The organism is Streptomyces sp. NPDC087215, from assembly GCF_044744885.1.
Classification (GTDB): Bacteria; Actinomycetota; Actinomycetes; order Streptomycetales; family Streptomycetaceae; genus Streptomyces.
Genome location: NZ_JBIUZD010000001.1, coordinates 360,691 through 386,670 on the forward strand (window position 1 = coordinate 360,691; position 25,980 = coordinate 386,670).

The 25,980-nt window shown below is 69.6% G+C and carries 30 protein-coding genes and 1 pseudogene; 12 read left to right on the forward strand and 19 right to left on the reverse strand.

From position 1 onward, the window contains the following. Positions 1-30: 30 nt before the first annotated feature. Both ACIO92_RS01360 and ACIO92_RS01365 read right to left on the reverse strand, forming a co-directional pair. Positions 31-693, reverse strand: a complete 663-nt coding sequence (locus tag ACIO92_RS01360) for a YkgJ family cysteine cluster protein (RefSeq protein ID WP_402280498.1) — start codon at positions 691-693, stop codon at positions 31-33. Next, positions 690-1,310, reverse strand: coding sequence for a hypothetical protein (locus ACIO92_RS01365; RefSeq protein WP_402280779.1), 621 nt, complete (start codon positions 1,308-1,310; stop codon positions 690-692). The genes ACIO92_RS01360 and ACIO92_RS01365 overlap by 4 nt, the downstream gene beginning before the upstream one ends. 420 nt (positions 1,311-1,730) lie before the next feature. On the opposite strand from ACIO92_RS01365, the gene ACIO92_RS01370 reads away from it, so the two are divergent. Then, complete coding sequence (locus tag ACIO92_RS01370) at positions 1,731-2,522, forward strand: polysaccharide deacetylase family protein (protein WP_366440949.1); 792 nt, start codon at positions 1,731-1,733, stop codon at positions 2,520-2,522. A gap of 28 nt (positions 2,523-2,550) precedes the next feature. Here ACIO92_RS01370 and ACIO92_RS01375 read toward each other — a convergent pair whose 3' ends face one another. From ACIO92_RS01375 to ACIO92_RS01390, 4 genes are all read right to left on the reverse strand, one after another. Then, positions 2,551-3,117 (reverse strand): hypothetical protein, encoded by a 567-nt coding sequence (locus ACIO92_RS01375; RefSeq protein ID WP_402056073.1) that lies wholly within the window; start codon positions 3,115-3,117, stop codon positions 2,551-2,553. A gap of 148 nt (positions 3,118-3,265) precedes the next feature. Continuing rightward, positions 3,266-5,266 carry a recombinase family protein gene (locus tag ACIO92_RS01380; protein ID WP_366440697.1) on the reverse strand — a complete coding sequence of 667 codons (2,001 nt, stop codon included), beginning with the start codon at positions 5,264-5,266 and terminating at the stop codon, positions 3,266-3,268. A gap of 107 nt (positions 5,267-5,373) precedes the next feature. Next, entirely contained in the window at positions 5,374-5,538 is a 165-nt protein-coding gene (locus tag ACIO92_RS01385) for a hypothetical protein (RefSeq protein WP_366440696.1), read from the reverse strand. A 1,546-nt stretch (positions 5,539-7,084) separates the two neighbouring features. Beyond that, on the reverse strand, positions 7,085-7,405 hold the full coding sequence (locus ACIO92_RS01390) for a DUF6087 family protein (protein ID WP_402280495.1): 321 nt from the start codon (positions 7,403-7,405) through the stop codon (positions 7,085-7,087). A 259-nt stretch (positions 7,406-7,664) separates the two neighbouring features. Between ACIO92_RS01390 and ACIO92_RS01395 the strand changes: the two genes are divergently transcribed. Next, on the forward strand, positions 7,665-7,988 hold the full coding sequence (locus tag ACIO92_RS01395; RefSeq protein ID WP_366440694.1) for a nucleoside triphosphate pyrophosphohydrolase: 324 nt from the start codon (positions 7,665-7,667) through the stop codon (positions 7,986-7,988). Between the two features lie 355 nt (positions 7,989-8,343). Here the strand turns inward: ACIO92_RS01395 and ACIO92_RS01400 are convergent, their stop codons facing one another. Both ACIO92_RS01400 and ACIO92_RS01405 read right to left on the reverse strand, forming a co-directional pair. Next, the gene (locus ACIO92_RS01400) at positions 8,344-9,324 is read right to left on the reverse strand and encodes an IS630 family transposase (protein WP_401236229.1); all 981 of its coding nucleotides are present in this window, start codon (positions 9,322-9,324) and stop codon (positions 8,344-8,346) included. Positions 9,325-9,390: 66 nt separating this feature from the next. After that, complete coding sequence (locus ACIO92_RS01405; protein WP_366440693.1) at positions 9,391-9,804, reverse strand: hypothetical protein; 414 nt, start codon at positions 9,802-9,804, stop codon at positions 9,391-9,393. Between the two features lie 140 nt (positions 9,805-9,944). Here ACIO92_RS01405 and ACIO92_RS01410 point away from each other — a divergent pair, with 140 nt between their 5' ends. After that, positions 9,945-10,130, forward strand: coding sequence for a hypothetical protein (locus tag ACIO92_RS01410; RefSeq protein ID WP_366440692.1), 186 nt, complete (start codon positions 9,945-9,947; stop codon positions 10,128-10,130). Between the two features lie 390 nt (positions 10,131-10,520). On the opposite strand, the gene ACIO92_RS01415 is transcribed toward ACIO92_RS01410, so the two are convergent. Then, positions 10,521-10,694 carry a hypothetical protein gene (locus ACIO92_RS01415; RefSeq protein ID WP_366440691.1) on the reverse strand — a complete coding sequence of 58 codons (174 nt, stop codon included), beginning with the start codon at positions 10,692-10,694 and terminating at the stop codon, positions 10,521-10,523. Positions 10,695-11,083: 389 nt separating this feature from the next. Between ACIO92_RS01415 and ACIO92_RS01420 the strand changes: the two genes are divergently transcribed. Both ACIO92_RS01420 and ACIO92_RS01425 read left to right on the forward strand, forming a co-directional pair. Continuing rightward, positions 11,084-11,446, forward strand: coding sequence for a trypco2 family protein (locus tag ACIO92_RS01420; RefSeq protein WP_401236231.1), 363 nt, complete (start codon positions 11,084-11,086; stop codon positions 11,444-11,446). Between the two features lie 275 nt (positions 11,447-11,721). Then, entirely contained in the window at positions 11,722-14,826 is a 3,105-nt protein-coding gene (locus ACIO92_RS01425) for a tetratricopeptide repeat protein (protein ID WP_402596675.1), read from the forward strand. A gap of 536 nt (positions 14,827-15,362) precedes the next feature. Here ACIO92_RS01425 and ACIO92_RS01430 read toward each other — a convergent pair. After that, positions 15,363-15,752 (reverse strand): annotated as a pseudogene (locus ACIO92_RS01430) (transposase family protein); the annotation flags it as partial. A 29-nt stretch (positions 15,753-15,781) separates the two neighbouring features. Next, positions 15,782-15,943, reverse strand: a complete 162-nt coding sequence (locus ACIO92_RS01435; RefSeq protein WP_366440686.1) for a hypothetical protein — start codon at positions 15,941-15,943, stop codon at positions 15,782-15,784. Positions 15,944-16,082: 139 nt separating this feature from the next. Here ACIO92_RS01435 and ACIO92_RS01440 point away from each other — a divergent pair, with 139 nt between their 5' ends. Next, positions 16,083-16,295 (forward strand): hypothetical protein, encoded by a 213-nt coding sequence (locus tag ACIO92_RS01440; protein WP_366440685.1) that lies wholly within the window; start codon positions 16,083-16,085, stop codon positions 16,293-16,295. Between the two features lie 307 nt (positions 16,296-16,602). Here the strand turns inward: ACIO92_RS01440 and ACIO92_RS01445 are convergent, their stop codons facing one another. The 8 genes from ACIO92_RS01445 to ACIO92_RS01480 all read right to left on the reverse strand — a co-directional run bounded on the left by ACIO92_RS01445 (position 16,603) and on the right by ACIO92_RS01480 (position 21,362). Next, on the reverse strand, positions 16,603-16,851 hold the full coding sequence (locus tag ACIO92_RS01445; protein ID WP_366440684.1) for a hypothetical protein: 249 nt from the start codon (positions 16,849-16,851) through the stop codon (positions 16,603-16,605). 705 nt (positions 16,852-17,556) lie between these two features. After that, a complete protein-coding gene (locus ACIO92_RS01450; RefSeq protein WP_401236234.1) occupies positions 17,557-18,192 on the reverse strand; it encodes a hypothetical protein in 636 nt (211 codons plus the stop codon). A gap of 28 nt (positions 18,193-18,220) precedes the next feature. Beyond that, positions 18,221-19,090, reverse strand: a complete 870-nt coding sequence (locus tag ACIO92_RS01455; protein ID WP_402280488.1) for a hypothetical protein — start codon at positions 19,088-19,090, stop codon at positions 18,221-18,223. 108 nt (positions 19,091-19,198) lie between these two features. After that, positions 19,199-19,558 (reverse strand): hypothetical protein, encoded by a 360-nt coding sequence (locus tag ACIO92_RS01460; protein ID WP_366446471.1) that lies wholly within the window; start codon positions 19,556-19,558, stop codon positions 19,199-19,201. 290 nt (positions 19,559-19,848) lie between these two features. Then, positions 19,849-20,091 carry a DUF397 domain-containing protein gene (locus ACIO92_RS01465; protein WP_366446476.1) on the reverse strand — a complete coding sequence of 81 codons (243 nt, stop codon included), beginning with the start codon at positions 20,089-20,091 and terminating at the stop codon, positions 19,849-19,851. Between the two features lie 6 nt (positions 20,092-20,097). Continuing rightward, a complete protein-coding gene (locus ACIO92_RS01470) occupies positions 20,098-20,235 on the reverse strand; it encodes a hypothetical protein (RefSeq protein WP_366446472.1) in 138 nt (45 codons plus the stop codon). Positions 20,236-20,272: 37 nt separating this feature from the next. Further along, positions 20,273-20,494: a DUF397 domain-containing protein gene (locus tag ACIO92_RS01475; RefSeq protein ID WP_366446478.1), complete on the reverse strand. Its 222-nt coding sequence runs from the start codon at positions 20,492-20,494 to the stop codon at positions 20,273-20,275. Next, on the reverse strand, positions 20,484-21,362 hold the full coding sequence (locus ACIO92_RS01480) for a helix-turn-helix transcriptional regulator (protein WP_366446473.1): 879 nt from the start codon (positions 21,360-21,362) through the stop codon (positions 20,484-20,486). The genes ACIO92_RS01475 and ACIO92_RS01480 overlap by 11 nt, the downstream gene beginning before the upstream one ends. A gap of 515 nt (positions 21,363-21,877) precedes the next feature. Here ACIO92_RS01480 and ACIO92_RS01485 point away from each other — a divergent pair. The 6 genes from ACIO92_RS01485 (at position 21,878) to ACIO92_RS01510 (ending at position 25,939) form a co-directional block, all read left to right on the forward strand. After that, the gene (locus tag ACIO92_RS01485) at positions 21,878-22,474 is read left to right on the forward strand and encodes a hypothetical protein (RefSeq protein WP_366446474.1); all 597 of its coding nucleotides are present in this window, start codon (positions 21,878-21,880) and stop codon (positions 22,472-22,474) included. Further along, positions 22,471-22,878 carry an ATP-binding protein gene (locus ACIO92_RS01490; RefSeq protein ID WP_401236239.1) on the forward strand — a complete coding sequence of 136 codons (408 nt, stop codon included), beginning with the start codon at positions 22,471-22,473 and terminating at the stop codon, positions 22,876-22,878. Before ACIO92_RS01485 ends, ACIO92_RS01490 begins: the two co-directional genes overlap by 4 nt. Continuing rightward, positions 22,875-23,336 carry a hypothetical protein gene (locus ACIO92_RS01495; protein ID WP_401236241.1) on the forward strand — a complete coding sequence of 154 codons (462 nt, stop codon included), beginning with the start codon at positions 22,875-22,877 and terminating at the stop codon, positions 23,334-23,336. The genes ACIO92_RS01490 and ACIO92_RS01495 overlap by 4 nt, the downstream gene beginning before the upstream one ends. Before the next feature lie 143 nt (positions 23,337-23,479). After that, complete coding sequence (locus ACIO92_RS01500; protein ID WP_401236243.1) at positions 23,480-24,316, forward strand: DUF6415 family natural product biosynthesis protein; 837 nt, start codon at positions 23,480-23,482, stop codon at positions 24,314-24,316. A gap of 234 nt (positions 24,317-24,550) precedes the next feature. Then, positions 24,551-25,183, forward strand: a complete 633-nt coding sequence (locus ACIO92_RS01505) for a DUF6624 domain-containing protein (protein WP_366444425.1) — start codon at positions 24,551-24,553, stop codon at positions 25,181-25,183. A gap of 147 nt (positions 25,184-25,330) precedes the next feature. Beyond that, complete coding sequence (locus ACIO92_RS01510) at positions 25,331-25,939, forward strand: hypothetical protein (RefSeq protein ID WP_366444424.1); 609 nt, start codon at positions 25,331-25,333, stop codon at positions 25,937-25,939. Positions 25,940-25,980: the final 41 nt, after the last annotated feature.

A 25,980-nucleotide genomic window follows, 5' to 3' on the forward strand; every position in this document is an offset into this window, starting at 1 on the left:
GTGTACGCCCCTGGTGCCGGGGCGCGCGCGTCAGGCGGAGGCCGCGCCCATGCTCCCGGCCGGGCCCTCGGCGGCACCTGACGGGTCCGACGGGTCCGACGGGTCCGACGGGTCCGACGGGTCCGACGGGTCCGACGGGTCCGACGGGTCCGACGACAGGATGAACGCGTACAGGTCGTCGTGGGTGCGGGAGTGGTGGCTGGCGTCGACCAGGGCGTTCCAGCGGTCCGCCGTCCGCAGGTGCTCGGACCAGGCCGCCCGGTTGCGCAGGATGTCCGATCGCAGCCCGGGGAGGTCCATGAGGGTGAGGTTCCAGGCGTTCGAGTCGCCGCACAGCGTGTCGTCGCGTATCGACACCGTGTTCCGCGTCAGGGCGGCGGGGAAGGTGGCGCACACCATCGGCCGGTGGACGTAGGCGCCGCAGCGCGCGTGACCCGGGGCGATCTCCATCAGGAACACGCACCCCTCGGTGTCCGGCCGGTGGCGGAGCCTGAGGTCGTACATCGGGCCCTCGCGCCGGAACCGGAAGTCGCCGTCGTCCTTCTCCCTGAGGTTCACGAACTCCCTTGGGTGGAGGGCCATTCCGGCGGCGAGCCTGCGCACGTCCGCCATGGTCACGTTGACGGTGTACTCCCGGCAGCAGCGTCCCCCGCACGACGCGCAGCCTCCCAGGCTGCGTCCCGAGGCGCTCACGCGACCACCTCCTCGGGCCAGGGCGCGCCCGTCTCGCGGGCCGCGTGCGCCTCCAGGAGGTAGTGCTGGAAGTCCTCGATCCCCGGCGGGTCCTCGACGTCCTTGGACAGGGCGTTCCAGCGGGCGACGGTCTCGAACCAGTGGTCGCGGTCGGCGGCCCACCGCCGTTCCGCCCGCGCCAGGCCCGCCGCGTCCAGCGGGCGCCCCGGTGTGCCTGGTCCGTCCTGCTCCGCGTCCCCGTCCGGGGTCCCTTCGGCGTCCGGCGGGCTCGCCCCGCTCTCCGGGCCGGGAACGGCGGGATGCATCCGGCAGACGACAGGGGCGAGTTCGCCGAGTCCGCACCGTCCGGTTCCCTCCAGGGTGCGGACGTGGAAGACACAGCCGTGCGCCGCGTTGGCGATCCTGAGGTTGACCCGACGACGGGCGTTGTCCAGGACCACACCGGTCGGGTCGTTGGCCGCCGCCGGGGCGGTCTGGGTGAAATGAGCCGGTTCCAGGGCGAGCGTCCGCGCGATGCGGACGATGTCCGCGCCGGTGACCATGCGCGGCCCCCGGTAGCAGAGGCCCTTCGCACGGGCGGACTGCCAGGCGCCGTCGGCCCCGGCCACGGTGTCCACTGTCAAACCGTCTTCCCCCTAGCTCTGTCGGCGGCCACGCTCAGGCACCGGGCGGTTGGTCGCGAGCGAGCGTAGTCGATCGGTTGTCCGAGCCGTGGCGCGGAGGGGACGTACGCATGAGCCGGAAGGAGAGGCGTACGTGAGCCGGACGGGGACGTACGCATGGGCCGGACGGAAGCCGTACGTCCCCGGCCCTGGGCCGTACGTCCCCGGCCTTCGGGCCGTACGTCCCTGGGCCTCATGACCTGTTCACCGGTGCGGGGACCCCATGGCACGGCATAGCCTTCGATCAGTTGTCCGGAGATGCTCTCGAATATGTCCGCGATCCGTAACGGAGGCATCCGATCGCTCCGGCGCCTCGTCCTGCCGAGTGGTCGCAGGTGACCGGGGGACGACGTGGAACAGGGCGAGAGGGACGACATGACGCGGCACGGCAGCGGGCGTGGTTGGTACGGCAAGGTGCTCGGGGCGGCAGTCGGGGTGGTGGTGCTCGCCACCGGCGCCTCGCTGTGGACCGCCCAGGCCGGGCCGGTGGACGCCCCCGCGCCGAAGACCTCCGCACCGGCCGTGCCGGCCGCACCGACCACGTCGGACAAGGCCCCGAAGCCGGTCTCGGTGACCATCGCGCACGCCTCGGAGGCGGGGGCGCGCGGAGTCAACATCACCATCGACGACGGCCCCGACCCCGTGTGGACCCCGCGCGTCCTCGACCTGCTGCGCACGTACCGGGTGAAGGCCACCTTCTGCATGGTCGGGACGCAGGCGAAGGCCCATCCGGAACTCGTGAAGAAGGTGGTCGCGGACGGGCACCGGCTGTGCGACCACTCGGTGTCGCACAACACGGCGATGGACAAGGACTCCCAGGCGTACCAGAAGCAGCAGATACTCGACGCCGAGCGCATGATCACCGAAGCGTCGGGGGGCGTACGGCCGATGTACTACCGGGCTCCCGGCGGGGCCTTCACCCCGTACAGCCGCCAGGTCGCCGCTTCCCGGGGGATGCGCCCGCTGGGCTGGAACGTGGACACCAAGGACTTCGAGCGTCCCGGTGCGGACGCCATCGTCGCCACCGTGAGGAGGGAGTTGCGCAACGGGCCGACGATCCTGTTCCACGACGCCGGCGGCGACCGCACCCAGACCGTCGAGGCCCTGCGCCGTCTCCTCCCCTGGCTCAGGGAGCAGGGCTACTCGTTCGGCTTCCCGGTGCGCTGAGGCCGTCCGCAGGTCCGCTCCCCCGCCCTCAGGACAGGCGGGCCAGGAGGCCGGTCTCCGGGTCGAGGACGCCGGGCTGGCCGAGCGCGCGGAAGTCCGCCTCGACCGCGCTCAGGCCGAGGGCGCCCGCCCGGACGGCGTGGTAGCGGACCATCGTCCACACGAACACGTCGACGCTGTCGAACTGCGTTCCCTCCTCGATGACTTCCTCCTCGTGGAACCAGACCGCGACCCTGCCGTTCGTGAGCACCACGAAGTAGTTGCCGCCGCCGTCGGCACCGACGGACCACACGTCGTCGTCGGAGAGTTCCGTGTCGTAGTCGGAGTCGAGGATGCGGCAGTCGTTGGCCTTGAAGTCGAAGGCGTACGACCAGTCCGCGATGTCCAGGACGCCGGGCAGGGCCCCCGCGCGGACCCTGCGGTCGAATCCGGCCAGCGCCGTCGCGGCGTCGTGCGGGAGCCTGGCCAGGAAGGGGACGACCGGACGGATCCCGGTGGACACGACGGCGCGCGGGGTCTCGGCGAACCAGCGCGCCACGTCGGCGTCCAGGTCCCGTTCCACGTACCCGGTCAGCTGATCAACGGTGAGTGACATGCGGTGAGGCTAGCGGAGCGCACTGACAACGGGCCGCCGTCCGTGGGCGCGGTCCGGCAGCCACGGACCGAGCCTCCCGGAAGAGGTCGGAAAACAGTTCGACCCGCCGCCGTCCATGGCTCTAGGGTCGGCGACGTGGCAACGAAACTCAAGCGCAACGTTCAAGCATCGCGTGATCGGAGCCAACAAGGAGGGCTGGCTTGATCGCCCCCTCGATCTCCAGGAGCGGCACCTGTGAAGGCTCCGCGTGTGCGGCGTCCCCCTCGGCCGAAAGGACCGTCATGACGGCCTCCCAGCGGCCGTTCGTCCGCCAGCGGTCCCAGTAGGTCTTCACCGACCGGGACTCGAACCGGGCGAAGATCTCGGGCCAGCTGGAACCGGAGCGCGCCTTATGGAGGATGCCATCAAGCATCCGTCTCGGATCCACACCCCAGTGCCCCGTCATCAGCGGGGCCACCCGCTCCCATGCCTCGTCGGTCAGTTCGGGAACGAGTCTGTTGCGGTCGGTGAACCACTGGCCGACCGAGCACTTGCGCCCAGACTTCCGCGTGATCGGCTCGCCGACGACCTTCGCCCTGATGTCCAGCATCTCGATATATCGGGCCTGACCCTCGACGTCGGCCTGAGCCATGTGGGTATGTGCCAATTCGGCCAGGGCCTCGATGTCATTGGCCCGGCCTTCCGTTGCCGCGACCTCCGCCTGCCACTGCCGGGTCTCGGCGAGCAGCTTCTCCGTCTCCGCAAGCTCCGCTTCAAGCCGCCGTACGGCGCGCTCCACATGCGCCTCGGCCTCGGTTCTGCCGAGACCCTTGCGGGCCGCCTGGCGGGCGGCCACGGTCATGGTCAGATCCATCGACTCCTGCTGCTCCTCGATCTGCCGCTCGAAGTCAGTGATCCGCTTCTCGTAGTCCACCTTGCTGCCGGCGTGCCTCGCCGCCTGGAGGGAGGCGAGATGGCGCAGTCGCTTGGAGTCGCCCAGCATGGCGCGGATCTGGTCCCAGACGTACGCCTCAACCGCCTCGGCATCCATGCTGGGGCAGGAGCAGCGCGGAGCGCCTGCGTACTCCGGCTTCTTGCCGGAGCAGCGGTATTCCCGCTCGGCTCCGCCTCCGCCGGTGTAGTGCTTCCCGCAGGGGCTCTCAAGGCGCCGGGACAGCGTGTACGTGCGCCCCTTGGTCACCGGAGGGCGGGTGACCGTGACCCACTTCAGCTCCATGACCTCCTCGAAGGAAAAGATCGCCGGCAGGGGGATCTCGATGGTCTCGCCGAAGGCGGAGCTCCCATCGACGCCCAGCGTCACGCCGCGATGCCTGCTGCGCTTGGCGTTGGCGGGGTTGCGCCAGATCACCTTGGGCTCCAGGAGTTCCTGCCATCTCAGCTTGGCCCGGAGGTTGTCGCCAGACCACGGTTTGCCCGAGCGGGTCATCAGGCCTTCGGCGTTGAGCGTGAGCGCCGCCCTGTCCCAGCTGCCCACGTAATAGACGACGAGCCGCCGCCCCTGACGCAACACCTCGGCCTCATGGAGGGTTGCACAGCTGCCAGAGCAGGTGCAGTCGTCCACGACCTGAGCGGAGTCGCCCTTCTGGCCCTTGTTCTCGATGCGATACCCGTAGCGGGGGCGTCCACCGGCGTACCCGCCGTCCAGGGCTTTCTCCTGGATGCCGCTCTGGGTGCGGGTCCGGATGCGCTCGTACTCCTTGAAGGCATAGTTCGCCTCGTCGCGCATCTTGTCGCGGCCGTCGGGGGTGGTGTTGTCGATGTCGTGCTTGGCGTCGGCCACCGCCACCCCGAGGTCTTCCAGCTCCCAGACCCAGAGCCAGTAGGCCCGCTCAGTCCGACCGATCACCCGGCCCTCCGGGACGACGACCACTTCGAAGGGGCGAGGCGTCTGCCTTGCCATCTTCATGAGGCGGTTCAGGTCGTCTCGGTGTTCGGCCATGAGGGAACCGGACACGCCCGGATCTTTGAAAGTCTCGACGTGATCCCAGCCCTTCTTGTCGATGTACCGCTTCGTGCGCTTGCCGCCGACCTCGATGCCGTACCCTTTGGCCTGCTCCTCCGTAGACACTCTCAGGTAGTCGACGGCTCGGAGCCGCGGCCTCAGTGCCCGGTCGACAGCATCAGTGGCGAGCTTGAGCGTCTTGGTCATTTCAGTCCTTACGCGACTGGTCGGACCCCGAGGTGTAGTCACGTCTGCGGGGTCGCTCGTCAGACGGCAACGTAAGCCAAACGGTCGACACGAAAGCCGCCTTGAGCTCATGGGGCACCGAACAGCAGATCCAGTAGCGGGTGGACGGCGGCAGGATCCTCCTCGGAGGAGTCAACCCTCCAGGTGATCCGCACCTCAGGCGCCGGGTCGCCGACGAAGTGCTCCTTGAGCCAGGCGCTCGCAGCGTCGCCGCTTGTCAGTCTGTCCTGCATACGTTCCTCCGTCCCGCACCCCACCGGTGCGGTCAGGCTGCTGTCGAGCAGCGATGTACGGGCGCCTCCGGCTCATGCAAGGGGCGATGGGGGCCCAGTTCCTGTAGGCAGTACCGGCAAGGGCGGGATGTGCTCGAGCCCGCACAGGCAGACAGGCGAGATGCTGCGCGGCAGAGCCGCGACTGCCTGCACGACTCCCCGTGTGTGCGACCTCTTGCCAAACCAGCTCCTCCAGGGGCCCAGCGAGGATCTCCTGGCAGTCGCAGGTCCGATCGGAACGGCGTCCCGCGCATCAGTATGCGGTCGCCCTCTCACCTCACGGTGGGCGAATGCCTTACGGACGATGCCTCCGGGCGATCGAGGTAAGCAGGGATACCCCCGTCAACTCCTCGCGAGTCTTGGGGACGATCACCAGCTCGCCTCTCTCCCTCTCATTCATGCCAGACCGCCTCCAGGGAGCAAGGCCGTCCCCGCACACCCACTTGCTGGGCAGGCAAGCGTCGGCGAAGGGAGGCGGCCGCGCGGCCACGACTTCCGATGCGAGGCAGGGGATATCACAACAAGACGCATTGGGGATTCCTTATTCGTGACGTCGCGTGCCTCCGTGGAGGCGGACTGTGAATATTTCTCTCACCGTGCTCGAACAAACACCGCCCCCCTCAAGGAGAGGGCGGGAGCGCATACAGGCACGAGGACAGCAGTATCCGCTTCCGGCCCACCGCCAAGCAGCTGGTGCGAACGAGGTCTATGATCCGCCGAATCCCCGGTTAGGCTAACCGGGGATCACGGTGTATGTTTCGCGCGCCACAGGGCAGCACCGGAGGCTGATAAAAGCGATAACACGCCGATTCATCCAGTTTCCGAGCGCCACCCAGCCGCTCTCCATCGGAGCCGCTTCGACGATCATCATACGAAGCGCGAACAGTGAGGAAGATACATCTCGGAGAGATCGAAAAATGCCGAGACAGTGGACCCCCAGGGGGCTTGAACGCACATCGAGCGTCGACAAGTGTGTAGGTTGGCATGCATCTGCACGGTTCTCCAGTCCTCACCGAGGAATCCCTGTTCTGCCGTGAGCGATCTCAGCTCCGCGTTCTCTGCTCTCCACGAGCAGATCGGAGGTTCCCGAGCAACGCACCGGCGTCCTCTTACTTGAGCGTAGCCACCAGCTGTCTCGACCATCGCCTAATCATCAGCTGCAGCAAAGAAGGCCTGTTCCCTGGTCAAGGACTGGCTACCCGGAGAAAAGACGACCGCGGCCACTGCCAGTCGGTCGCCTCGTCGAAGGCAACATGGTCCGAACTGGCTGTGTGGCATCCACCGTCCAGCGGTTCGGGCCCGGCCATATTGGCCTGAGAGTCCACTCGAAATGCTCGACGCGGGCACGCTCAGCGGTCAGCAGCCTGCGGCGAAGCCGGGTGAGGTTGCCGAGGGCCACTCGAGCGGCGATGGGTGAGCCCGCGCGAGTCCTCGTCTCCGACCTCGACGCTGCGTGCCGCCAGGTCTCGGGAGTGCCAGCGGTCTTTCCGCCAGCCCGGCCTACAGGTCACGTTCGTCCGCCGGGGACGGCTTCCTGTGCCGTCCCCGGCCCTTGCCGAGCGGCGGCGCGGTCCCACTCGACAGGCTTCTCGGGCTGAGGGGGAGGCGGCCAGAACAGGGCTTTGACGGCGTCCAGGTTCTCAACGACTCCGACCACGGACCATTCGCTGCCCGTCCACTCCTCGATCGCCCTCGGCGCGCCGGGGTCGATGTGGGCGCCGCGGTGGGGGCTGTCGCCGAACGGGACGAAGCGGCGCCTGCCCGTGGCCGCCTTCCGGCGGATCTCGCGGCGGCGTGCCCATTCCTCCAGGGTTTCTTCGTCGTTCATCGCGGCATCGTGGCGTGGCGGCGCCGCGCATCGCCACCCCTTGACGGGAACGGGCCGGGGGCGTCGGAAACGGCCTGGGGCCGGTCCGTTCCTGTCCGGTCGCCCTCCAGGTGCGGGCTACTTGGCGGGCTAGTGTCACCCGTTCGGCGGAATCCGCGTGAACGGTCAAGGGGTGGGCGGGCTGCACCCGTCTTCGTAGGCTGCCCCGCCAGGAGGCGTCCAGGCGCGCCTCCCCGTGAGCGCATGGAGGAGGGCCACGATGACGGTCAGCTGGCACGGCAAGCTGGTGAGAGACAAGATTCTGAAGATCATGATCGCTAACGGGGTCGAACCGGTCTTCTACATCGCAACTCCCAAGGAGCGCCGCAAAAGGCTGCGGAGAAAATTCGTCGAGGAAGTCCGCGAATACCTCTTGGCAGACGAGGAATCGGGGCCCGAAGAGCTTGCCGACGCTATGCAGGTTATCCATGCGCTCGCCAAGGATCATGGAATGAGCGTGGACCAGTTGGAGGAGATCCGTAAGAGAAAGGAGGAGGAGCGGGGCGCGTTCGACGACTGGATCATCTTGACGGGTACCCGTTGAGCGGGCGCCGGGTGAACGCAGTGTCTCCCCGAGCTGATCGCGCGCAGACTCACTTCCTTGTCCTACATTCCCACGACGTATCCGGCTCCTTGGCCTGTGGGCAGAAGTGGTGATCCGTTGGCGGCCTGCGTCCGGTCCTGCTGCCGAGCCGGCGCAGGTATCCACCGGTTGGACTGGGAGCGTAGGGTCCGGGACTACTGGTCTGCGCCACTACTCTGGCATCTGAGGAGAGGAATCCGCCTCAGCCCAGGGTTTAACTTGGCCGTCTTATTGATCAGAAACTCATGAGGTTCTCGTTCATGATGTAGCGGACGTGCAGGCCGCCGAAGTAGCTGCGGACAATGTGCGGCTGGCGCTAACGTCGCCGGAGGAAGCGGCGGTTCTCTGCAGCGAGTTCGGCCTGGTTCCGGGCCCGGTGCTGCTTGGGCAGGCTGTGCTTGAGGTCCGCGTTGACCAGCTCGTCGGGGTTCAGCTCGGGTGAGTACGGCGGCAGGAAGTGCAGTTCGACGTCATCGGGGTGGGGGGCGAGCCAGTCACGGACCTTCTTGGAGCGATGGGCGGAGTGCCCGTCGACCACGAGGTGGACCTTGTGGTCGACGTGGCCGGCGAGCCGGTCCAGGAAGCGGCACATCACCTCGGCGGTGAAGCTCTCGGTGAAGACCATGAAGTGCATCCGGCCCTTGGTGCTGATCGCTGACATCGCGTTCACCGAGAACCGGTTCCCGCTCCGCCGCGCCACAGGGTTCTTCCCCTTCTCGCCCCAGGTCCGGCCGGTGACCTGGTCCGAGCGGATCCCGACCTGGTCGGCGAAGAGGATCTCCCCGCCGTCTTTCCTCGCCTTCGCGCGGATCTCCGGCCAGGTCTCCTGATGCCAGAGCCTGACCGCATCCGGGTCCTGCTCGACGGCCCGCTTGTCCGGGCGCTGGAAGGACAGCCCCCACCGCTTCAGGTACTTGCCCACCCCCACCTCGGTCAGCCGCACCCGGTACAGCTTCGCGATCAGCTCGCCCACCAGCCGCCGCGTCCACAGCTGCCCGGAAAGCCCCACGTCACAGGGCCGGTGGTCCAGGACCGCCTGCCGCACCGCTGCCTGCTCGGACTCCCCGAGCACCTGGTGCACACCGACCGGCTTGCCACGCGGACGCATGACCAGCGCCTCCCGCCCGCCGGCCTGCCACTTCACCCACCACCCGTCGACAGCCTTCAGCGACACCCCGAACACCGCCGCCACGTCCTCACGGTCCCGCCCCGCCACCAACGCGGCCACCGCCCGCAACCGCAAGGCCTCCTGCGCCGACGGCGACAGATGCCGCGCGTCCCCCACCAGATCACTCACACACCACCAACGACCCAGAACCCAAACCGTTTCGGATCAATAAGCGTGGTGCCCCTGCTGTGAGCGTCAGGCAGCTTCGGCGCGCGGGCGACTGTTCCACGCAAACTGAGCTGCAAGGCACTGCGACGTGGTGCACGGATTCAGATGCCTCACTTCACCTTCAAGGCGGGGGATGAACTTCTTCGGGGTTCCCCGTTGCACGTGCCCGCACTTCTTCGAGAAGTGGTAAATCTGGGCATAGTCCCGCTTGGTGGGCCTGACCCAAACCAAAGCATCTTTCATCAGTGCAAGCAGTTTGGCTTCACCCTCCTTCAATTTCTCTTCACCCTCTCTATGCGCAGTCAGCACCTTTTCCCAATCCTCAATTGCTGAGTCACATTCTCCAGTCGCGCTAGCTGTCCGGGCCTTTCGTAGCAAGGTTTCGCGAATGCCCGCAAAGATCCATTCATGGGTTCTGCGTTTTCCGACGTGGGTCTCCACTAGTTCCTGGATTCGCGCTGTACGTAGATCCATATCGAATTCCCCCCTTCTGGTGGCAGATAAGCAGGTTAGCCGAGGGCGGACCGCACGCGAGGGAACTTCTCGGGAACTGGGCAAGTTCGAAAGGGAGTGGTCAGCCCATGCACTACACACAGATGGCCGTGATCATCCGGGCCCCGCACGTCATCGACCGGTACGGCAACGCCACGCCGGAACACGACTGGATCCGCGCGACCAAGAAGACCGTCCGCCGGGTGTCGGTCCAGCCCGACGCGTCCACCGAGGACCCCGCGCCCGCATCGCCTCCTTCGGCTCGATCTGGGTGAAGCTGTTCGTCCGGTGCAGCGGCTTCGGTGCCGTGAGCTGAGAGGCGGTCGCCTTGTCGACATGGAGCTGCAGCCGCCCGTGCTCCGAGGGCGGGTCGGGCTGGAGTAGCGACCTGGTCGTCAGCCGCATCTCGTCCCTCTTGATCCATGGCTGCATGACTGCCTCCGGGTCTTCTGCCTCGGGGATTCCGACACCATCACCCCGACGATCTGCGCTCGTGCACGCCGGTCTTGGCCCACCGCTTCAGCGACCCAGGCGCCTGCGCGGACGGTGTACTGCGCGGTCTCGCCGTCCAGCAGAGCCGCCGCTCGGACGGCGAGACGGGGAGTAGCATCGGTGAAGGGGAATCCTTGTGTCGAGCGCCGCCGGTGCCGGACGCATCAGGAGTCTCAGGCCGCTTTCCACACATGGGCCTGGCCGCCGCGCCACTCGACCCACGACGGGCCGTCGAAGTCGTGATCGGAGTGGGCCAGCCCCAGGATCTCGTCGGGGCCGGCCCGGTGCACGGTTACCTGCCGTCCCCCGGAGGGCGAGGGGCGGTGGACCGTGATGGGCGCGTTCACCCCTCCAGGGCCACCCCAAAAGGCTGTGGTGGCTAACCGGGCGATGACGGAGTAAATCCGGAGGTGTCACCCAGTGAGCGCATCTCCATCTTGTACGAAGACCATCTCGTCCTCCTTGACGAGCGTTCCTCACCAGTGGATCCCACGCCGCGCCGGAGAACCAGAAGTGAGGGCAGTGAGCCCCGCAGTCACAGCCCGGCTTCGTCAGTTCGGAGCGGCAGGCCGTCGGCCGTCATCGGACCGGCGTCGTTTCGCCTGGGATCCCTCCTCGGTGGGATACGGCGTGTGGCTGCACGGTCCTGCCCGGGTGCCTGACGGGTGCGCCCGGTGGCCGGGGTGTGTGGGTGTTCGCCTGCCGGGGTCGTGCCGGCGGTTCTACGGTATGGGTGTTGACGGTTCGTGGGATGGGGGCGGGGTCGGTGGATATTCCTCTGGTGGATGCGGTGGCGGCGGTGCGCGATGAGCTTGTCGCGGCGGCGGCGCGAGGCGGGGCGAATCCGGAGGTGGTGTTCGCGGTGGGGCCGGTGGAGATGGAGTTCACGGTCGAGTGGCGGGCCGATGTGAAGGCGAAGGCCGGGTTCAAGTTGTGGGCGGTGGGCGCGGAGACGGAGGCCGGGGCCTCGCGTGGCCGGACGCACCGGGTGTCGTTCACGCTCACGCCGAGGAACGCGCACGGCGGTGACCTGCTGGTGAGCGGGTCCCCGGACCGCCTTGCCGGCCCGGGGGACGTGTCGGGCCGTATCCCGGACTGACCGGTACCGGGGGGGGACCGCGTCGGCGGTCCCCCCAGTGGCCGGTGATCGGAGCACGGGGCAGAGCGCAAGCACGGCAGGCGGGGAACGGGGTAGGGGTGGAGCGGGATCGTGTGCTGGGCGTGGCCGGTCCGGACGGTCCGGGGTCAGGGTATGCGGTGGGTGGGCGTCTGGTGCTGACGTCCGCGCACGTCGCGGCCCGGTCCGGTGGGCGGGTCGAGGTGTTCCAACCCGGCCGTGACCGTACCTGGGGCGGACTGGTGGTGTGGTGCGGCATGCCCGGCGGGCGGGACGACGCCGCGCTGGTCCTGCTCGACGACGACCCCGCATGGCCCTCGCCGGGGGCGGTGCGCTGGGGGCGGATGGTCACAGACGAGCCCGGCGCCGCGTGCCGGACGTGGGGCGTTCCCGACGTGGCCCAGCGGCCCGGGCAGCCAGTGGAGGCCGCCCAGATGGAGGGGCGGATCAACCCGGGCAGCGGATTCGTGGGCAACCAGTACGTGGTGGACCTGCTCCAGAACCCCCCGCAGTGGTGGTCGCAGCAGGGCACTTCGCCGTGGGGCGGCCTGTCCGGGGCGACCGTGTTCTGCGACGGACTGCTGGCGGGTGTGGTGGCCTCCGACCGGGCGCATTCCGGACACGGCCAGCTGAACGCCGTCCCCGCCTACGTCCTGCACCACGACCCGCCGTTCCGCACGGCGTTGGCCGAACACGGCGGCCCCGCCACCGGCCTGGAAGCGGTGGAGTTCCAGCACCTGGCCGACATGCCGGCCGGGGACCGGGCGGGGATGGCTTCGCCTGCGGCGTTGCTGCAGGCGGGCCGGCAGACGGTGCCCTTCCACGGCCGCGACAACCTGCTTGCCGACCTGCTCGCCTGGTGCGGCCGGGGCGGGTGGGGAGCGTGGCTGCTGCACGGGCCGGGCGGTCAGGGAAAAACCCGCCTCGCCCACCACCTGGCCGGACGACTGGCCGCCGACAACTGGGCAGTGCTGTGGCCGCGCTCCGACGCCGACGCGCCGGAACTGCGCGCACTACGGCATGCGGTCAAACCGCTGCTGGTCGTCCTCGACTACGCCGAGGCCCGCACCGAGCAGCTGACCGCGCTCGTCGAGGCTGCCACCGGCCACGGCGGCGGCACCCCGTTCAAGGTGCTGCTGCTGGCCCGCACCGACGGCGACTGGTGGACCCAGGCCAAAAGCGCCACCCGCCTCACCGAGGACCACCTCGACGAGGCACCCTCCACCCTGCTGGCACCCCTGGAGCAGGCCCCGGGCCCGCGCACGCAGGCATACCGCACCGCCGCCCGCGCCTTGGCCGACGCCCTCCCCCGGGTACACGGCCTAGCCGGCCACGAGTGGCCTGCCGCCGCCGGCGCCCTGCCCACCCCGCGACTCGACCACGACGGCTACGCCAACGCACTGACCCTGCAGATGACCGCCCTCGCCGACCTCCTCGACACCGCCACCCCCGGCAGCAAAGACACGACAGAGGTATCAGCGGGCCAGCGGGCACAGGAGGTAGAGGACCGGCTGCTGGGACACGAGCGCCGCTACTGGCAGCACAGTGCTGCTACGCACGGCCTCTCCCCGGCCCTGAGCCGCGGCACCCTGGAGAAGGCGTTGGCCGCCGCCCACCTCGTGGGCGCGGCCGATCGCGAACAGGCCGACCGCACGTGGTCCACGCTCCCGGCCCTGGCCGACCAGGCCCGCGACCGGCGCGACCAGGTCACCGCCTGGATTGCTGCCCTCTACCCCCCGGCCGTGCCGGGCCGGCCGTGGGGCGCGCTCCAGCCCGACCGGCTCGCCGAACGCCACATCGGACGCATCCTGGACACCGACCCCTCCATCGCCGAACACCTGATCAACGGTGCCGACGACGCGCAGACCGCCCAGCTCCTGACCGTCTACAGCCGCGCCGCCGCCCACCCCGTCTTCGACGGCCGCCTCGACGACCACCTCACCGGCCTGTGCACACGCCTGCCGCACCGGCTCACCCCCCACGTCATCGCCACCGCCGTCCAGACCAACCACCCCCAACCCCTCATCACCGCCCTCGACACCCTCACCACCGACCCCAACACCGCCCTCGACGACCTCGCCACCCTGTACGACCTGTTCCCGCACTCCAGCCGACGCCTCGCCCGCACCGCCGTCCACCTTGCCCAGACCATCACCAGCCACTGCCGCGCGCTGGCGGTGGCGAACCCGGACGCCTACCTGCCCGACCTCGCCGGGTCCCTGAACAACCTGTCCGTCCGTCTGGGGGATGTGGGGCGGCGGGCGGAGGGACTGGCCGCGGTCGAGGAAGCCGTACGCCACTACCGCGCGCTCGCCGAAGTGAACCCGGACGCCTACCTGCCCGACCTCGCCGGGTCCCTGAACAACCTGGCCAACCGTTTGGGGGATGTGGGGCGGCGGGCGGAGGGACTGACCGCGATCGAGGAAGCCGTACGCATCCGCCGCGCGCTCGCCGAAGTGAACCCGGACGCCTACCTGCCCGCCCTCGCCAGGTCCCTGAACAACCTGTCCGCCCGTCTGGGGGATGTGGGGCGGCGGGCGGAGGGACTGGCCGCGATCGAGGAAGCCGTACGCCACTACCGCGCGCTCGCCGAAGCGAACCCGGACGCCTACCTGCCTGACCTCGCCACGTCCCTGAACAACCTGGCCAACCGTTTGGGGGATGTGGGGCGGCGGGCGGAGGCCCTGGCCGCGAGCGAGGAAGCCGTACGCATCCGCCGCGCGCTCGCCGAGGTGAACCCGGACGCCTACCTGCCCGACCTCGCCGGGTCCCTGAACAACCTGTCCGCCCGTCTGGGGGATGTGGGGCGGCGGGCGGAGGGACTGGCCGCGATCGAGGAAGCCGTACGCATCCGCCGCGCGCTCGCCGAGGTGAACCCGGACGCCTACCTGCCCGACCTCGCCGGGTCCCTGAACAACCTGTCCGTCCGTTTGGGGGATGTGGGGCGGCGGGCGGAGGGACTGGCCGCGATCGAGGAAGCCGTACGCCACTACCGCGCGCTGGCGGAGGTGAACCCGGACGCCTACCTGCCCGACCTCGCCAGGTCCCTGAACAACCTGTCCGTCCGTCTGGGGGATGTGGGGCGGCGGAGGGAGGCCCTGGCCGCGAGCGAGGAAGCCGTACGCCACTACCGCGCGCTGGCGGAGGTGAACCCGGACGCCTACCTGCCCGACCTCGCCGGGTCCCTGAACAACCTGGCCGCCCGTCTGGGGGATGTGGGGCGGCGGGCGGAGGCCCTGGCCGCGAGCGAGGAAGCCGTACGCATCCGCCGCGCGCTGACGGAGGCGAACCCGGAACGGTTCGACGCAGACCTCCGACGTTCGTTGGACGTCGCTGCTTGGCTTAGATCCCTTCCACAGTAGAAGGCATATCCAACCGCTTCTTGACCGCTCACGAAGTCGCACTGGAGTATTAAGCGCCTGCGGTACTGGCCGAGTAGGCACCGATCCGCAGGCGCGAGGGACGCCCCGATGGTCTCGGCGGAGTAGGTCACCGAGGCCGAGCCGACGCTTTCCTGTCGCAGGTCTCCTGGGTTCGTAAGAACCCGGCTGGCGAGGGTGAGCACAACCGCAAGCACGTCACCAGGCACGGCCGCATATCCGTGGGCATAGGTGACGGCCACCGGCCGGTCGTCGGACAGCCGAACCTGGTCCCGGACCAACTGCCACCGGTCGGCGGGAATGGTCTGCCCGCCTACCTGGACCGACTGCACGGCAATCACGGGTCGTTGCGGCACTATCGCCCACCCGTCTCGCGGGTAACAGGAGGGCTGTCGTCGTCCCCCGCGTGAAGCGCTGTCGTGCCTCGCTGCGGACGATCGCGGACGCGGTGTCGAGCACTAAAGGGTGTTGCAGAAGGTCCGGCTTGGGCAGGCCGAAGCGGCGTCTGATCTGCCGTTTCACCGTGTCATGGCGAGGTTGTGCATGGCGGCAACGGCCTGGACGGCATGGTGAAGTCCGTCGCCTCGCTGTCGGCAGTCGCACAGGATCTTCCAGTTCTTCATCCGGGCGAAGGTGTGCTCGACACGGGCTCGCACCCTTCGGTGCTCGGTGTTGTCCTCCTCCTGCCCACGCAGGGACGGCCGGCTCTCTTGCGGTGCGGGACGATCAGACCGGTGCCGAGGTAGGCGCCGTCCGCGATGACCGTCGTGCCCACCGCCAGGGCGGGCAGGCCCGACTCCCGCCAGACGTGCGCGTCGGCCTTCTTGCCCAGCGCCGACCTTGCGGTCGCGGACCGGAGTGAGGGTGCCGTCCACGATCCACAGCCGTTCGGTGTCCGCTGGCGGCCGCGGAGCCCGGAGCGCAGGTGGGCGATGTCCTACTCCGATGGGAGGCGGAGCGCGAGGTCGTGCGCGAGGGCCCCGGCGGCGCGCCCTTCCTCGGTGGTCTCGTCCTGGAAGTGCAGGAGGAGGCTGACCACCTGGCGGGCCTCGTCGAGGGTGAGCAGGGGCAGCCGCAGGTCATCGGTGTAGTTGTCCACGGCCGGACAACCACCGCATCAGCTAGATGGTCACGAAGACGCCTCTTCGTCCCCGTTGGCTCCGCTACGGTGACGCTCAGTCCAGCTCATGGTCCATGGGCTGGTCAGGGCGGTTCAGCCCAGGGACAAGGAGGCTGCGATGCACGTCGAGTTGGTCTACGACGAGGACGGTACGGTGACTACGAGTGTGGAACCCGGCTATCCGGAGGGCGACATGGAGCCGCCCTGGAACAGCAAGGACGGTCGAGGGCTGGTCGACGAGTCCGCCAACGCCTACTCCAAGGAGCCGCCGTTCGACCCCGGCAGGATCACGGACTTCGATCTCCCGGAACACTTCCTGCGCGCTCTGTGATCTTGCCGTACGCTCCCTGGCATGTCTCCGGACCCGTTCCTCGCAGCTCTCGAACATGCCAGTCGCACCGTCGTTGCGCGCGTGCTGGGGCAGCTCCCTGCCGCCACCGTTGCCCATGTCTCGATCGCTCACACGTCCTGCTGTGACTCGGCACGGGCGCGGTGCGGTTCCGGCATGACGGGGCTCGTGCCGACGAGTGACGGCGGGCAGGCGTGTGTGGTCTGCGCGGATCTCGAAACCGTCGGATGCTCAAAGTGCCCTGAGGGCGGGCGCTCACATTGAGCACCCGCCCCGGAAGCTGCTCACCCTAGGCGCAGGTCCCGGCCTCCGCGATGATCGCGACCGCCTTCTCCTGGCACTCCCGGCACCCGGAGCTGGTGGGACCGCAGATGGCTGCGGCGAGCGTGCCGGGTGACCCCGTCGTGGCGATGTCGAGGAGGGTTCGGGCCTTGCGTGCGCAGGAACGGCATGAGCGGGTCTTGCCCTCGCGTTGCCCGCACGCGATCAGGGCGATCGTGCCCAGCAGGGGTGCCGACGGCTCGGCCGTGGTGTTCATGCGGGCTTTCCCTTCTGGTGCTTGGTGTGGGCGAGTGGTTCGAGGTCGGTGGGGCTGGTCTGTTCGTACACGCTTGTCTCGTGGCAGTGGAGGCAGCGGTGGGCGAGGAACCGGCGGAGGCTATCAGGGGTGAGGGGGTTGCCCTGGCGACCCCCGGCCATGAGGCCGGGGCCGGGGCCCTGGCATGAGGGACACGGGGCGGAGAGTCCCGTCCTGGCCGGTGCCTCGATCCAGGTAGACCAGAGGATCGGGCGTCCGTCGTGGTCGGCGGGGAGTTCCAGGGTGCCGCGCGGAGCCGGGCCGGGGGCTGTGGTGCGGCAAGGTTCGGCGGACGGTGCCCTCTCCGTGCGCGGTGGCGCGCGGGGGGTGTCGGGTCCGTTGCGGAGAGCGCGGGCGCAGGCGGGGCACATGTGCTTCTCGTCGAGGGGGCCGTGCCAGGGCCGGACGCCGGGGGCGGTGTCGCGGTCGGGGTGGCACTCCAGCGGCACGGTGAACATGGCGCCCGCAGGTTTCACCGTGGTGGCGGCGACGTGGAGTTCACGGCGTCCGGCGGCCCTGACGATGTGCCGTCCGGCCCCGGCGTGTGCCGGGGCCGGGTTGGTGAGCGTGTTCACGGGGTGAGCCGGGCGGCTGGCATGACGACGGCGTGGCGGGCCGGGGCCTGGAGCCGGATGCAGACCTGGGTGGTATCGGCGACGGTGTTCGTCATCGGTCCATCCGCTGGGCGGGGACGGTGATGTGCGGGCGGGCTCCGGCGGGCGGCGGCGGGTCGTCGGTGCGGAGCCGGAAGAGCCATATGCCGTCGCGGGCGGGTTCCTCCCGGTGGTAGCGGACGGTGCCGTGCCCGGGGTTCGTGGTGTCGCCCCACGCGATCGGGAAGACGACGGAGGCGGGCGGGCCTTCGATCCACCGGCTGGTGGCCAGGTGCCCGAGCGGGTCGGTGGGATCGGGGTAGGCGGCGGTCGGGCCGTCGAGAGCCATCTCGACACCACGGTAGGGGCCGTTGACGAAGCGGACGGCGTACGGCCTCTTCGGAGCCCGGAGCGCGGCCGTGTGAAGGGTCCGCTGCCGGTCCTGCCACTCCATGACCTCGCGGGCGGTGGGCGACGGCGAGAAGCCCAGGACGCTGCGGAGCGCGGCTACCGCGGACAGCAGCTCGTGGTAGGCGACGTGCGGGAATCCGGCCCGGAACCGGTGGCGGAGCAGGGAGCACGCCGCGTTCTCGGCGACGTCGGACAGGTGCAGGTCCAGGACGTCGGGGGTGACCTGCTCGCCGCCCCGCGCGTACGCGGAGACGGCGGCGAGGGACGCGGGCGGGAGGCTCGCGAGGATGGCGGTCACGGGAGGGGCATCTCCTTGGTGGGTCGGGCTACTTGGGGGTGGGGACCGGGTTGCCGGGGCGCAGGACGAGGCGGGAGAGGTTGCGGCCGTCGCGGTAGGCGTTCCACGTGACGATCAGGTAGGCGAGGTGGCGGGCCCAGTCGATGCGGCCTTCCTTCGCGCGTTCGGAGGTGACGCGGGTGCGCAGCGCGAGGATGGGGTGGCCGGTGGGCAGTTCGGCGCCGTCGCCGAGGCGCTGGAAGAACCAGGCGGTGGCGGCCGGGTCGATCGCGGTCAGGAGGTGGTGGGCGGTGCCGAGGGCCGACGGCGGGATGTGGGGGAAGGCGGTGTGGGTGCGCTGGGCGACTTCTGCGGAGCGGCGGATCTGGGGGTGCGCCGCCAGGAGGTTCTGGGACTCGGCGGTGGTGGGGCGGGTGCGGCGGGTGAACTTCCGGTCGCCCTGCTCCCAGGCCCACAGGCGGCCCAGGATGGCGGCGACGGTGGTGGCGTTGGTCTCGGCGGCCAGGGACAGTGCGTCGGCCGTGGTGCGGCGGCGGCCGGAGTCCATCGTGGTCTGCGTCTCGGCGGGCAGGCCGGTGATGATGAAGGTCTGGACGGGCTTCTTCGCCTTCACAACCGCGTGGAGGCGGTGCTGGCCGTCCAGGACGTTGCCGTGGGTGTCGAACTTGATCGCCTCGCCGTTCAGGGGCCAGGTCCCGGCCTCGATGTCGCGGGCGTAGTCGTCGACGGCGGTGGAGCGCAGCGCCCGGTTGTGGGTGTTGCGGCGCAGCAGTCGGCTGGCGAGCTGGGGGTGGAGTTCGATCACGTGTGCGCCGGGGCCGTGCGTGCTCGCGGTCAGGGCGTCGAAGGCGGCCAGCGTCATCGGCGCGGCGGGCATGGCGGTAGCAAGAGCCGACATAAGAGGGGCATCTCCTCGTGCGGGGCACGGGGGCGGGCTCCGGTGTGGAGTTCTGCCCTGTAGTACGCCGCCCGCCGGATTCTGTTACACCTGCCCGGAAAACGCATGTCAAAGCTGTGGTGGTTCGAGTTCGACGATGACGAGGGACATGCGGGCGCCGCCGCTCGGAACGGGAGGCCCGAGTTCGGGGTACGGACCGGCGAGGTGGTCGGAGTTGTCGTCGGGGAGGAGTCCGGCGTCCACCAGGCCATCGACGTACGCCTTCGCGCTCGGCGCCCAGTTGCCCGGGTCCCGCTTCCGTCTGACCGGACGAGGGTGCAGGACGTAGTACACGGCGGCCCGCTCCAGCGCGGGCAGCCCACAGGCTCGGATGGCCGCCGCGGCGTCCTGCCGCAGGCGCCGCTTCATCCGGTGCTCCGCCATGAAGTGGAGGCGCTGGTTGCTGGTCAGCAGCTCTCCGTACGGCATCAGCACCGTCCACACCCGGCCGGCACCCGGGAGGCGCGCCACAGCCTCCCGAAGGTCAGGCGGCGGTGGGACAGCCCCCAGCGCGAGAGGCTTCCGCTTCCCGGCGGTGCGCGGCGGCGGCGCCTTTGTCGACAGCCGGTCTCGCAGTCCGGGAAACTCCCCGGTGTGCCAGTCCGGCATGCCACCCCTCCACGGTCTCCTTCTGGAAGAACAGCGAGGAGTAGCACGAAGGGCGGCCTACCTTCCCCCCGATGTGGATCGGGAAGGCGGGCCGCCTCCGGTGTCACGGGTCAGATCTGGGCGGGTGTGCTGTCGCCGACGGAGTCCACGAAGGTGCTGAAGGCTCCGGGGGTGAACCGCAGGCGGGCGCCGCTCGGGATCTTCGAGTCGCGGATGTGGACGACCGCGTGGGTGTCCACGGTGTCGGCGACCTCGACGCAGTTGTTGCCCGTCCCGTCGCTGTAGGAGGACTTGTACCAGGCGAAGTCGTTGCTCTCAGGGTTCGGCGTGATGGCCGGAAGGTTGGAGTTGATGGCCGTTCATCCTTTTGCTAGTTCGTTCAGGAACTCGGTGGTGCGGTCGAAGTCCTTCGACAGGCCGACCATCGCCTCGAAGCGGCGTGTGAATCGAGCGACCTCTCGGGGCTTGTCCGACGTCGAGACCGCACCCTCAAGCATCTGCCTCGGGAGAAGCTGTGCCGTTCGCAGGATGGCGCTACGCGACGAAGGCGCCTGCCGCAACGCTACTGACGAAGGTGGACCAGGCGCTGGGAGAACTGACGAAAGCCGGCCCGTCGGCGAACTTGGAATCGGTCACGCCCACCGTCTGGACAAGGTTGGCGACCTTGATGCAGGCGCCGCCGTTGCTGTCGCTGTACGAAGACTTGGACCAAGCGGTCGTGGGGGCAACCTCGGAGGCCCGCAGGTTAGTAGCGATGGCTTATCCATCCTTGCGTGAGTTGGTACAGGAATTCGGGCGTCGCCACCGGCGCCAGCGCGCTCTCACGCATGACGTCGAAGCCTCGTACGGAGTTGGCGACCGCCCGGGGTTCGTCCGTGACGGAGATGGTGTTCGGAAGGTCGATCTGAACTACCGGATCCACGTCGTCAGGGAAGTCGAGGATGATGAAGTTGGACCTGGCTCGGTACGTGACCGTGCTGGTCGGCAGGATCTGAACGGTCACATTCTCCAGCTTGCTGAGTTCGATGACCTCGTCGTACTGGGCCCGCATTATCTCGGGTGCTCCGACCATCCGTGACAGGGCTGCTTCGTCCATCACGACTCGAAGCTCCAAGGGGCTGTCCGTCCGGGTGATCAGCTCCTTGCGTTCAAGCCTCAGCTTCGTGTTCGTCTCGATGAACTCGCTGGTGGTCTCATCGACGGGCTTGGCCAGTTGGAACAGCGCGCGGGTGTACGCCTCCGTCTGGAGGATGCCGAACACGACGTCCGGCTGGAAGGCGCGCATCGCGCTCGCCGCCTCTTCCAGGCCCCGGTAGGTGGGCATCTTTGAGGGCATGACGCCCTTGTACGGCGTCCAGGGATCCTTGCTCAGGGACTCACGGTGGAGCTGGAGCAGCGTCTCCCGGTCACCCTTGTCGATCACGTCGTAGAGCGTCATCAGGTCTTCTAGGTCGGTCGTGCGAGGGAGATCGATCTCACCCAGTTCGGCCCGCGCCAGCTTGGTGGCGGAGAACCCGAGCCTCTGGGACACCTCCTCCTGCGTCAGCCCTTTCGCTTCCCGTAGTCGGCGAAGCTCCCTTCCGAGTTCACGTCGCCTGAATGTCGCTCCTCGTCGCGCTGCCACCCTGTGGGGTCCTCTCCTGCTTCCTGTTGGTGCTCATCAAGGTCTCTGTTCGCCGCCGACGTGTCCTCTGCCCCTGAGTGTGCCACCCCCTGTCCCCCCTGAAAATGGCCCCTGCTAGCGCTCCGGCATTTGCCATTATTCGTTACTGCGCAAGTGCGCTTGCACTTTAACTCTCACATGCGCAACGGTAGTTGAGCCAGAGGATACGCGCCGCTGGCGCATCCGCCTGACCCCTCCTGAACAGCTCGCGGCTGCCTCCAGTGCAGCCGAAGCAGGCCACGCAGCCGTCGCAGGAGATCCCATTTCCCCTCCTTCAACGAGCCGAGGCCCATCGTGACGACGAGCCAGAGCACCACCCGCACCACACCGTGGCCCCCGTCCCCTGCGGAGCAGGCCACGGAGATCCCCGCGACCGTGCCCCTCAGGCACGATCAGCACCCCCACGACCCCGTGACAGCGGCGCTCCTGGTGTTCGCCGGTCGTAACGGCGAGGGCATCCCGAGGAGGAGGTCCTGATGCCGCTCTCGCTCGCCACGCTGGTGACGGAGGCCTTGGACCGGTCCGCCTTCCTCACCCAGACCCCATTGCACCCGCCCGCCCGCGCGCTGCCGGTGCGGCGTCTGCCGGGCCGGGGCCGCCGGACCCCGGGATGGATGGAGGCCGAGCGGCAGTTCCGCCTCTACCCGGTGTGCGAGTTCACGCTGCCGGATCCCCTCGCCCGGCTGGCCGCTGTCCGGCGTGACCTGCTCGCGCACCGCCTCGGGGCCCTCGACTCCCGGCAGCGGACGCCCCGGATCGTCCTCTACACCCACGCGACGACCGCGCCGGTCACCTCCGAGGGCTTCGCCGCGACACGGTCGTACGCGGACGCGCAGCAGTGGCGTACGGGGTGGGACAGCATCGTCGACTGCGTCGATGTGCCGCCGAGGCGGCGGCCCGGCTGGCGTCTGGCCCTGCGGCTGGTCAGGTCCGGGGACCTCGACGGGATCGTCGTGCCCGCCTACGACGCGGTCAGTCACCATCTGGACGAGTACGAGGGCGAACTCGGGCTCGTCGAGCACGTCGGCGGCTTCCTCGCCATGGCGGCCCCCGAGACGGGAGGGCCCCGGTGACCACCGTCCTGCCTCCCCCCGACCTCGGAGGGATCGGTTTCGAGGCCGTCATGCCGCCCGAGCGGGAACGAGTCGCGGAGACCCGCCGCTCCACCGCCGCCTGGCTGACGCGGTGGAACATCCCGGTAGAGACCGACGCTGTGGTCCTGATCGTCTCCGAACTCGTGACCAACGCGATCGTCCACGGCAAGGGCACCGTCCGGCTGCGGGTCCTGTACAAGCGCAGCACCCTGTGGATCGGGGTCACCGACGAGAGCACCGTGCCCCCGCAGCTCAAGAACGCGGGCGACAACGACGTGGGCGGCCGGGGCCTGTTCCTGGTGGACGCCCTCGCCAAGGAGTGGGGCACGACCGGCCGTATGACCTGGGCCATCCTCGCGGGCCGTGCGGGAGACACCCGATGATGACCCGCACCGACGCCGCCACCGTGGCACGGCTGAAGGACCACCTCGAACTCTTCGTGGCGCCGAACCCGGTCGACGAGAGCGTCCTCGCCGTCCTGCACGAGATCCTCGACGACACCCTCACCCCGACAAGGGTGGAGCTGCCGGGCAGGTTCTCCTCGACGCGGGAGCGCCGGTCGGCTTCCGCTCGCCGTCACCCCGCCGCGCCGTCCCCCGCCCGGCGCAAGGCCCTGCCGTCCTCCGAGGACGTCTGGCGCTCCCTCCGTCAGCTCCGGCGGGCCACCTACCCCATCGTCGACCGCGTCCGGGAACGGATCTCCCCCGCCCCGGAGGACACCATCCAGCGGGCGCTCGCCCTGTGCCGGGCCAAGCCGGAAGGCGACGACGTCCTCGGCTACCTGCGGCGCTTCGCGAGCGTCCTGCTCGACCTCGCCGACCTGGTGCACCAGGAGGAATGAGGCACCCCCGATCGTCGGACCGATCCCCCCGGTCCGACAACGCGTCCGGCGCCGGGAGAACACGGCGCCTCCGCCCCACCGGAAGCACCGAAGTGCCCCGGCGCCGGACGTCCCCATCCACTCCCCGACCGAAGGAACGCCCCGTGAGCACGACCGTCACCTCCCTCCAGCCCGTCATACTGGCCCCGAAGGAACGGCAGGTCCTCGAAGGGCTGGCGGACGGCACGGGGATCGACCAGGTCGCGTTCACCCTGTCGATCGCCTCCGGGACGGCCTCCGGCTACGTCAAGAGCGCGCGAGCCCGACTGGGGCGCTGGGCGCCCGACGTCCCGTCGGCCCTCGCGGTGGCCTACGCGATCGAAGCGATCACCGCGCCCGTGCTCCGGCGCCGCGACGAGGTGTACGTCTCGGGCGAGCGCCAGGTTCTGATCCCGCTGATCGCCCGGGGCCTGGCCTCGCCCCAGATGGCCCTCGCCCTGGGCAGGCCCATCGAGGAGGTGCGCGCGGACTGCCGCGGCCTCCTGATCGACGTCGACGCCAGGAACACCGCCCACCTGATGACCCGGGCCTTCCAGTTCCAGCTCCTCACCGCCGCCGACGTAGCCGGGTGGATGCTCCCCGCCGAGCAGGAACTGACGCCGCTCGAACTGCGGGCCCGCATAGCAACGGTCAGGGGGTGGGAGTCCCGCACCAGCGCGCCGCCGTCGGCCGACGACGCCACGGCAATCACCAGGGAACTCGCCGCAGGCGGGAAGTCGCTCGTCGCAGAGCTGAACCGCAGGGTCGCGGCCATGGCGCCGACGTCGACCCTCGCGCAGGACGTGAGGGCCACCATCGCCGACGCCAACCGCCGCCTGGACCTCCCCGAGTACTTCTCCACACGGGACTCGGCCGTGGACTGGGCCATCAGGACCGCCCGGCTCCTGAGCACCCTGCTCTACGCCTGCCACAAGGTCCACCGGCAGCAGGGCCTGCTCTGACCCCCTGAACCCGAGGTCTCCCCAGGCCGTGAGGACCAGCACAACCCGCTGGGCCCGAGGCCCGCCAGGAGACGGCGCCTGACCGCGCCCTGGCCGCAACTCCGTACGGGGGCCCGCGGCCGGCTCCCCCCACCTCCCCACCCCCTACCTCTCGTTCCCTGCTGCGGCACGACGCCGTCGCCTCCGGGGCCGCGCAGTATCCGCCCGAAACCCGTACCGAAAGGACGCCCATCCGTGCACCGCCCTGAAAACCTCCCTCCTCGTGGAAGGGACCGCACGACCACCGCTCCGCTGCACCGCCACCTCGCCCGCGAACTGATCGCCTCGGCGACGAGGAGCGACGAGCACTGGGCGCGTCTGTCCCGGACACATCCGGCCGACCAGCAGGTGGGAGCGAGCCGCCACATCGACCACTCCAACTCCGAACTCCTCGGCCGCCGGATCGCGGACTACGGATGGCCGGACGTACCCCTCGTAGGGGAAGGCGGGGCAACGGCCGCCTGGCGGATAGCCCTTCGCGCCGACACCCGCCCCGACTTCCAACGGCTCGCCTCCCGGCTGATGCAGCAGGCGGTGGAGCGGGGTACCGCGTCCCAGACCCTGTGGGCCCACCTGTACGACAGGTCCCTCCTGAACTCCGGTCACCCGCAGTACTACGGCACCCAGTACCGCCTCGGCCCCGACGGACCGACCATGCAGCCGGTGGCCGACCCCGACACCGAACTCGACGCCCGCCGGGCCGCAGTGAACCTCCCGCCCGCCGCCCTCGCGCTCCAGCGCCTGCGCGAACGCCTGGCATCCGACCCGGCGACCGGCTCCGAACCGTACGCGGACAGCCCCGCCGCCGAACTCGCAGACGCGGCATGACCACCACCGAAGGCCAGTACCTGCCCACGAGCCGGCAGACCTGCGCGGAGCCGTACCCCGAACAGCACCCCGGCACCGCCGTCCGGCTCCGGGAGCACGGGCTGCTTCCCCTCCCCCCTTTGACTTCCGACCTCGTGAGGATGAGCAGTGCCCGGACCGAACCCCCCGTACGTCGTGCCGTGGAAGGGGGAGACCGTCCTGTCTCCGACGGTCGAGATCAGCCGGTTCGGCGTCGAGTACGCCCGCCCCGCCCTCGACAGCGCCTACCGCGACCACGACCACATTCTGTGGGCGGTGTGCGGGGGCGAACCGGACGGCGGTCCCGCGTACGCCCGTGAGCTCCACCCGGAGCGGCAGCAGGAGGCGATGGACGGTCTGCTGTGTGCCGGATGTGTCGGGGAGCCGACCCGCGACAGCAGCGGGATGCTCTGGGTCCTGCCTCTCCTCGACTTCGCCGAGAACACCGTCTGGGAGGGCGTGCGCACCGTGATCCCTCCCCTGTGCCAGGGGTGCGCGGACCATGCCAAGGGATTCTGTCCCCGGCTGCGCGAGGGGTACGTCGAGCTGCGGGTCGGGGAGGCAGAGCCGGTCGGCGTCATGGGGACGCTCCACCCCCGGCCGGGCCAGCAGGGCAGACCCGACCACGACGCCCTCGTCCTCTACGACTCCCCCGACATCGCGTTCACCATCGCCCGCCAGTCCGTCCGTGAACTGCGCCGTACGACCGTCGTCGCGGTCGTCCCGGCGCCCTCCTAGCCCCCTGTCCGGCGGCCCGGATGTCCTCGGGCCGGTCCGCC

What these genes read in the sequence shown, in the direction of transcription:
- ACIO92_RS01385 (WP_366440696.1), bottom strand. Translation starts at nt 5,538, where the DNA reads ATGCAGGACAGACTGACAAGCGGCGACGCTGCGAGCGCCTGGCTCAAG.
- ACIO92_RS01390 (WP_402280495.1), bottom strand. Translation starts at nt 7,405, where the DNA reads ATGAACGACGAAGAAACCCTGGAGGAATGGGCACGCCGCCGCGAGATC.
- ACIO92_RS01470 (WP_366446472.1), bottom strand. Translation starts at nt 20,235, where the DNA reads ATGCTTGAGGGTGCGGTCTCGACGTCGGACAAGCCCCGAGAGGTCGCT.
- ACIO92_RS01375 (WP_402056073.1), bottom strand. Translation starts at nt 3,117, where the DNA reads ATGTCACTCACCGTTGATCAGCTGACCGGGTACGTGGAACGGGACCTG.
- ACIO92_RS01370 (WP_366440949.1), top strand. Translation starts at nt 1,731, where the DNA reads ATGACGCGGCACGGCAGCGGGCGTGGTTGGTACGGCAAGGTGCTCGGG.
- ACIO92_RS01460 (WP_366446471.1), bottom strand. Translation starts at nt 19,558, where the DNA reads ATGCCGTACGGAGAGCTGCTGACCAGCAACCAGCGCCTCCACTTCATG.
- ACIO92_RS01440 (WP_366440685.1), top strand. Translation starts at nt 16,083, where the DNA reads ATGCACGTCGAGTTGGTCTACGACGAGGACGGTACGGTGACTACGAGT.
- ACIO92_RS01495 (WP_401236241.1), top strand. Translation starts at nt 22,875, where the DNA reads ATGATGACCCGCACCGACGCCGCCACCGTGGCACGGCTGAAGGACCAC.
- ACIO92_RS01395 (WP_366440694.1), top strand. Translation starts at nt 7,665, where the DNA reads ATGACGGTCAGCTGGCACGGCAAGCTGGTGAGAGACAAGATTCTGAAG.
- ACIO92_RS01445 (WP_366440684.1), bottom strand. Translation starts at nt 16,851, where the DNA reads ATGAACACCACGGCCGAGCCGTCGGCACCCCTGCTGGGCACGATCGCC.
- ACIO92_RS01410 (WP_366440692.1), top strand. Translation starts at nt 9,945, where the DNA reads ATGCACTACACACAGATGGCCGTGATCATCCGGGCCCCGCACGTCATC.
- ACIO92_RS01485 (WP_366446474.1), top strand. Translation starts at nt 21,878, where the DNA reads ATGCCGCTCTCGCTCGCCACGCTGGTGACGGAGGCCTTGGACCGGTCC.
- ACIO92_RS01455 (WP_402280488.1), bottom strand. Translation starts at nt 19,090, where the DNA reads ATGTCGGCTCTTGCTACCGCCATGCCCGCCGCGCCGATGACGCTGGCC.
- ACIO92_RS01380 (WP_366440697.1), bottom strand. Translation starts at nt 5,266, where the DNA reads ATGACCAAGACGCTCAAGCTCGCCACTGATGCTGTCGACCGGGCACTG.
- ACIO92_RS01425 (WP_402596675.1), top strand. Translation starts at nt 11,722, where the DNA reads ATGCCCGGCGGGCGGGACGACGCCGCGCTGGTCCTGCTCGACGACGAC.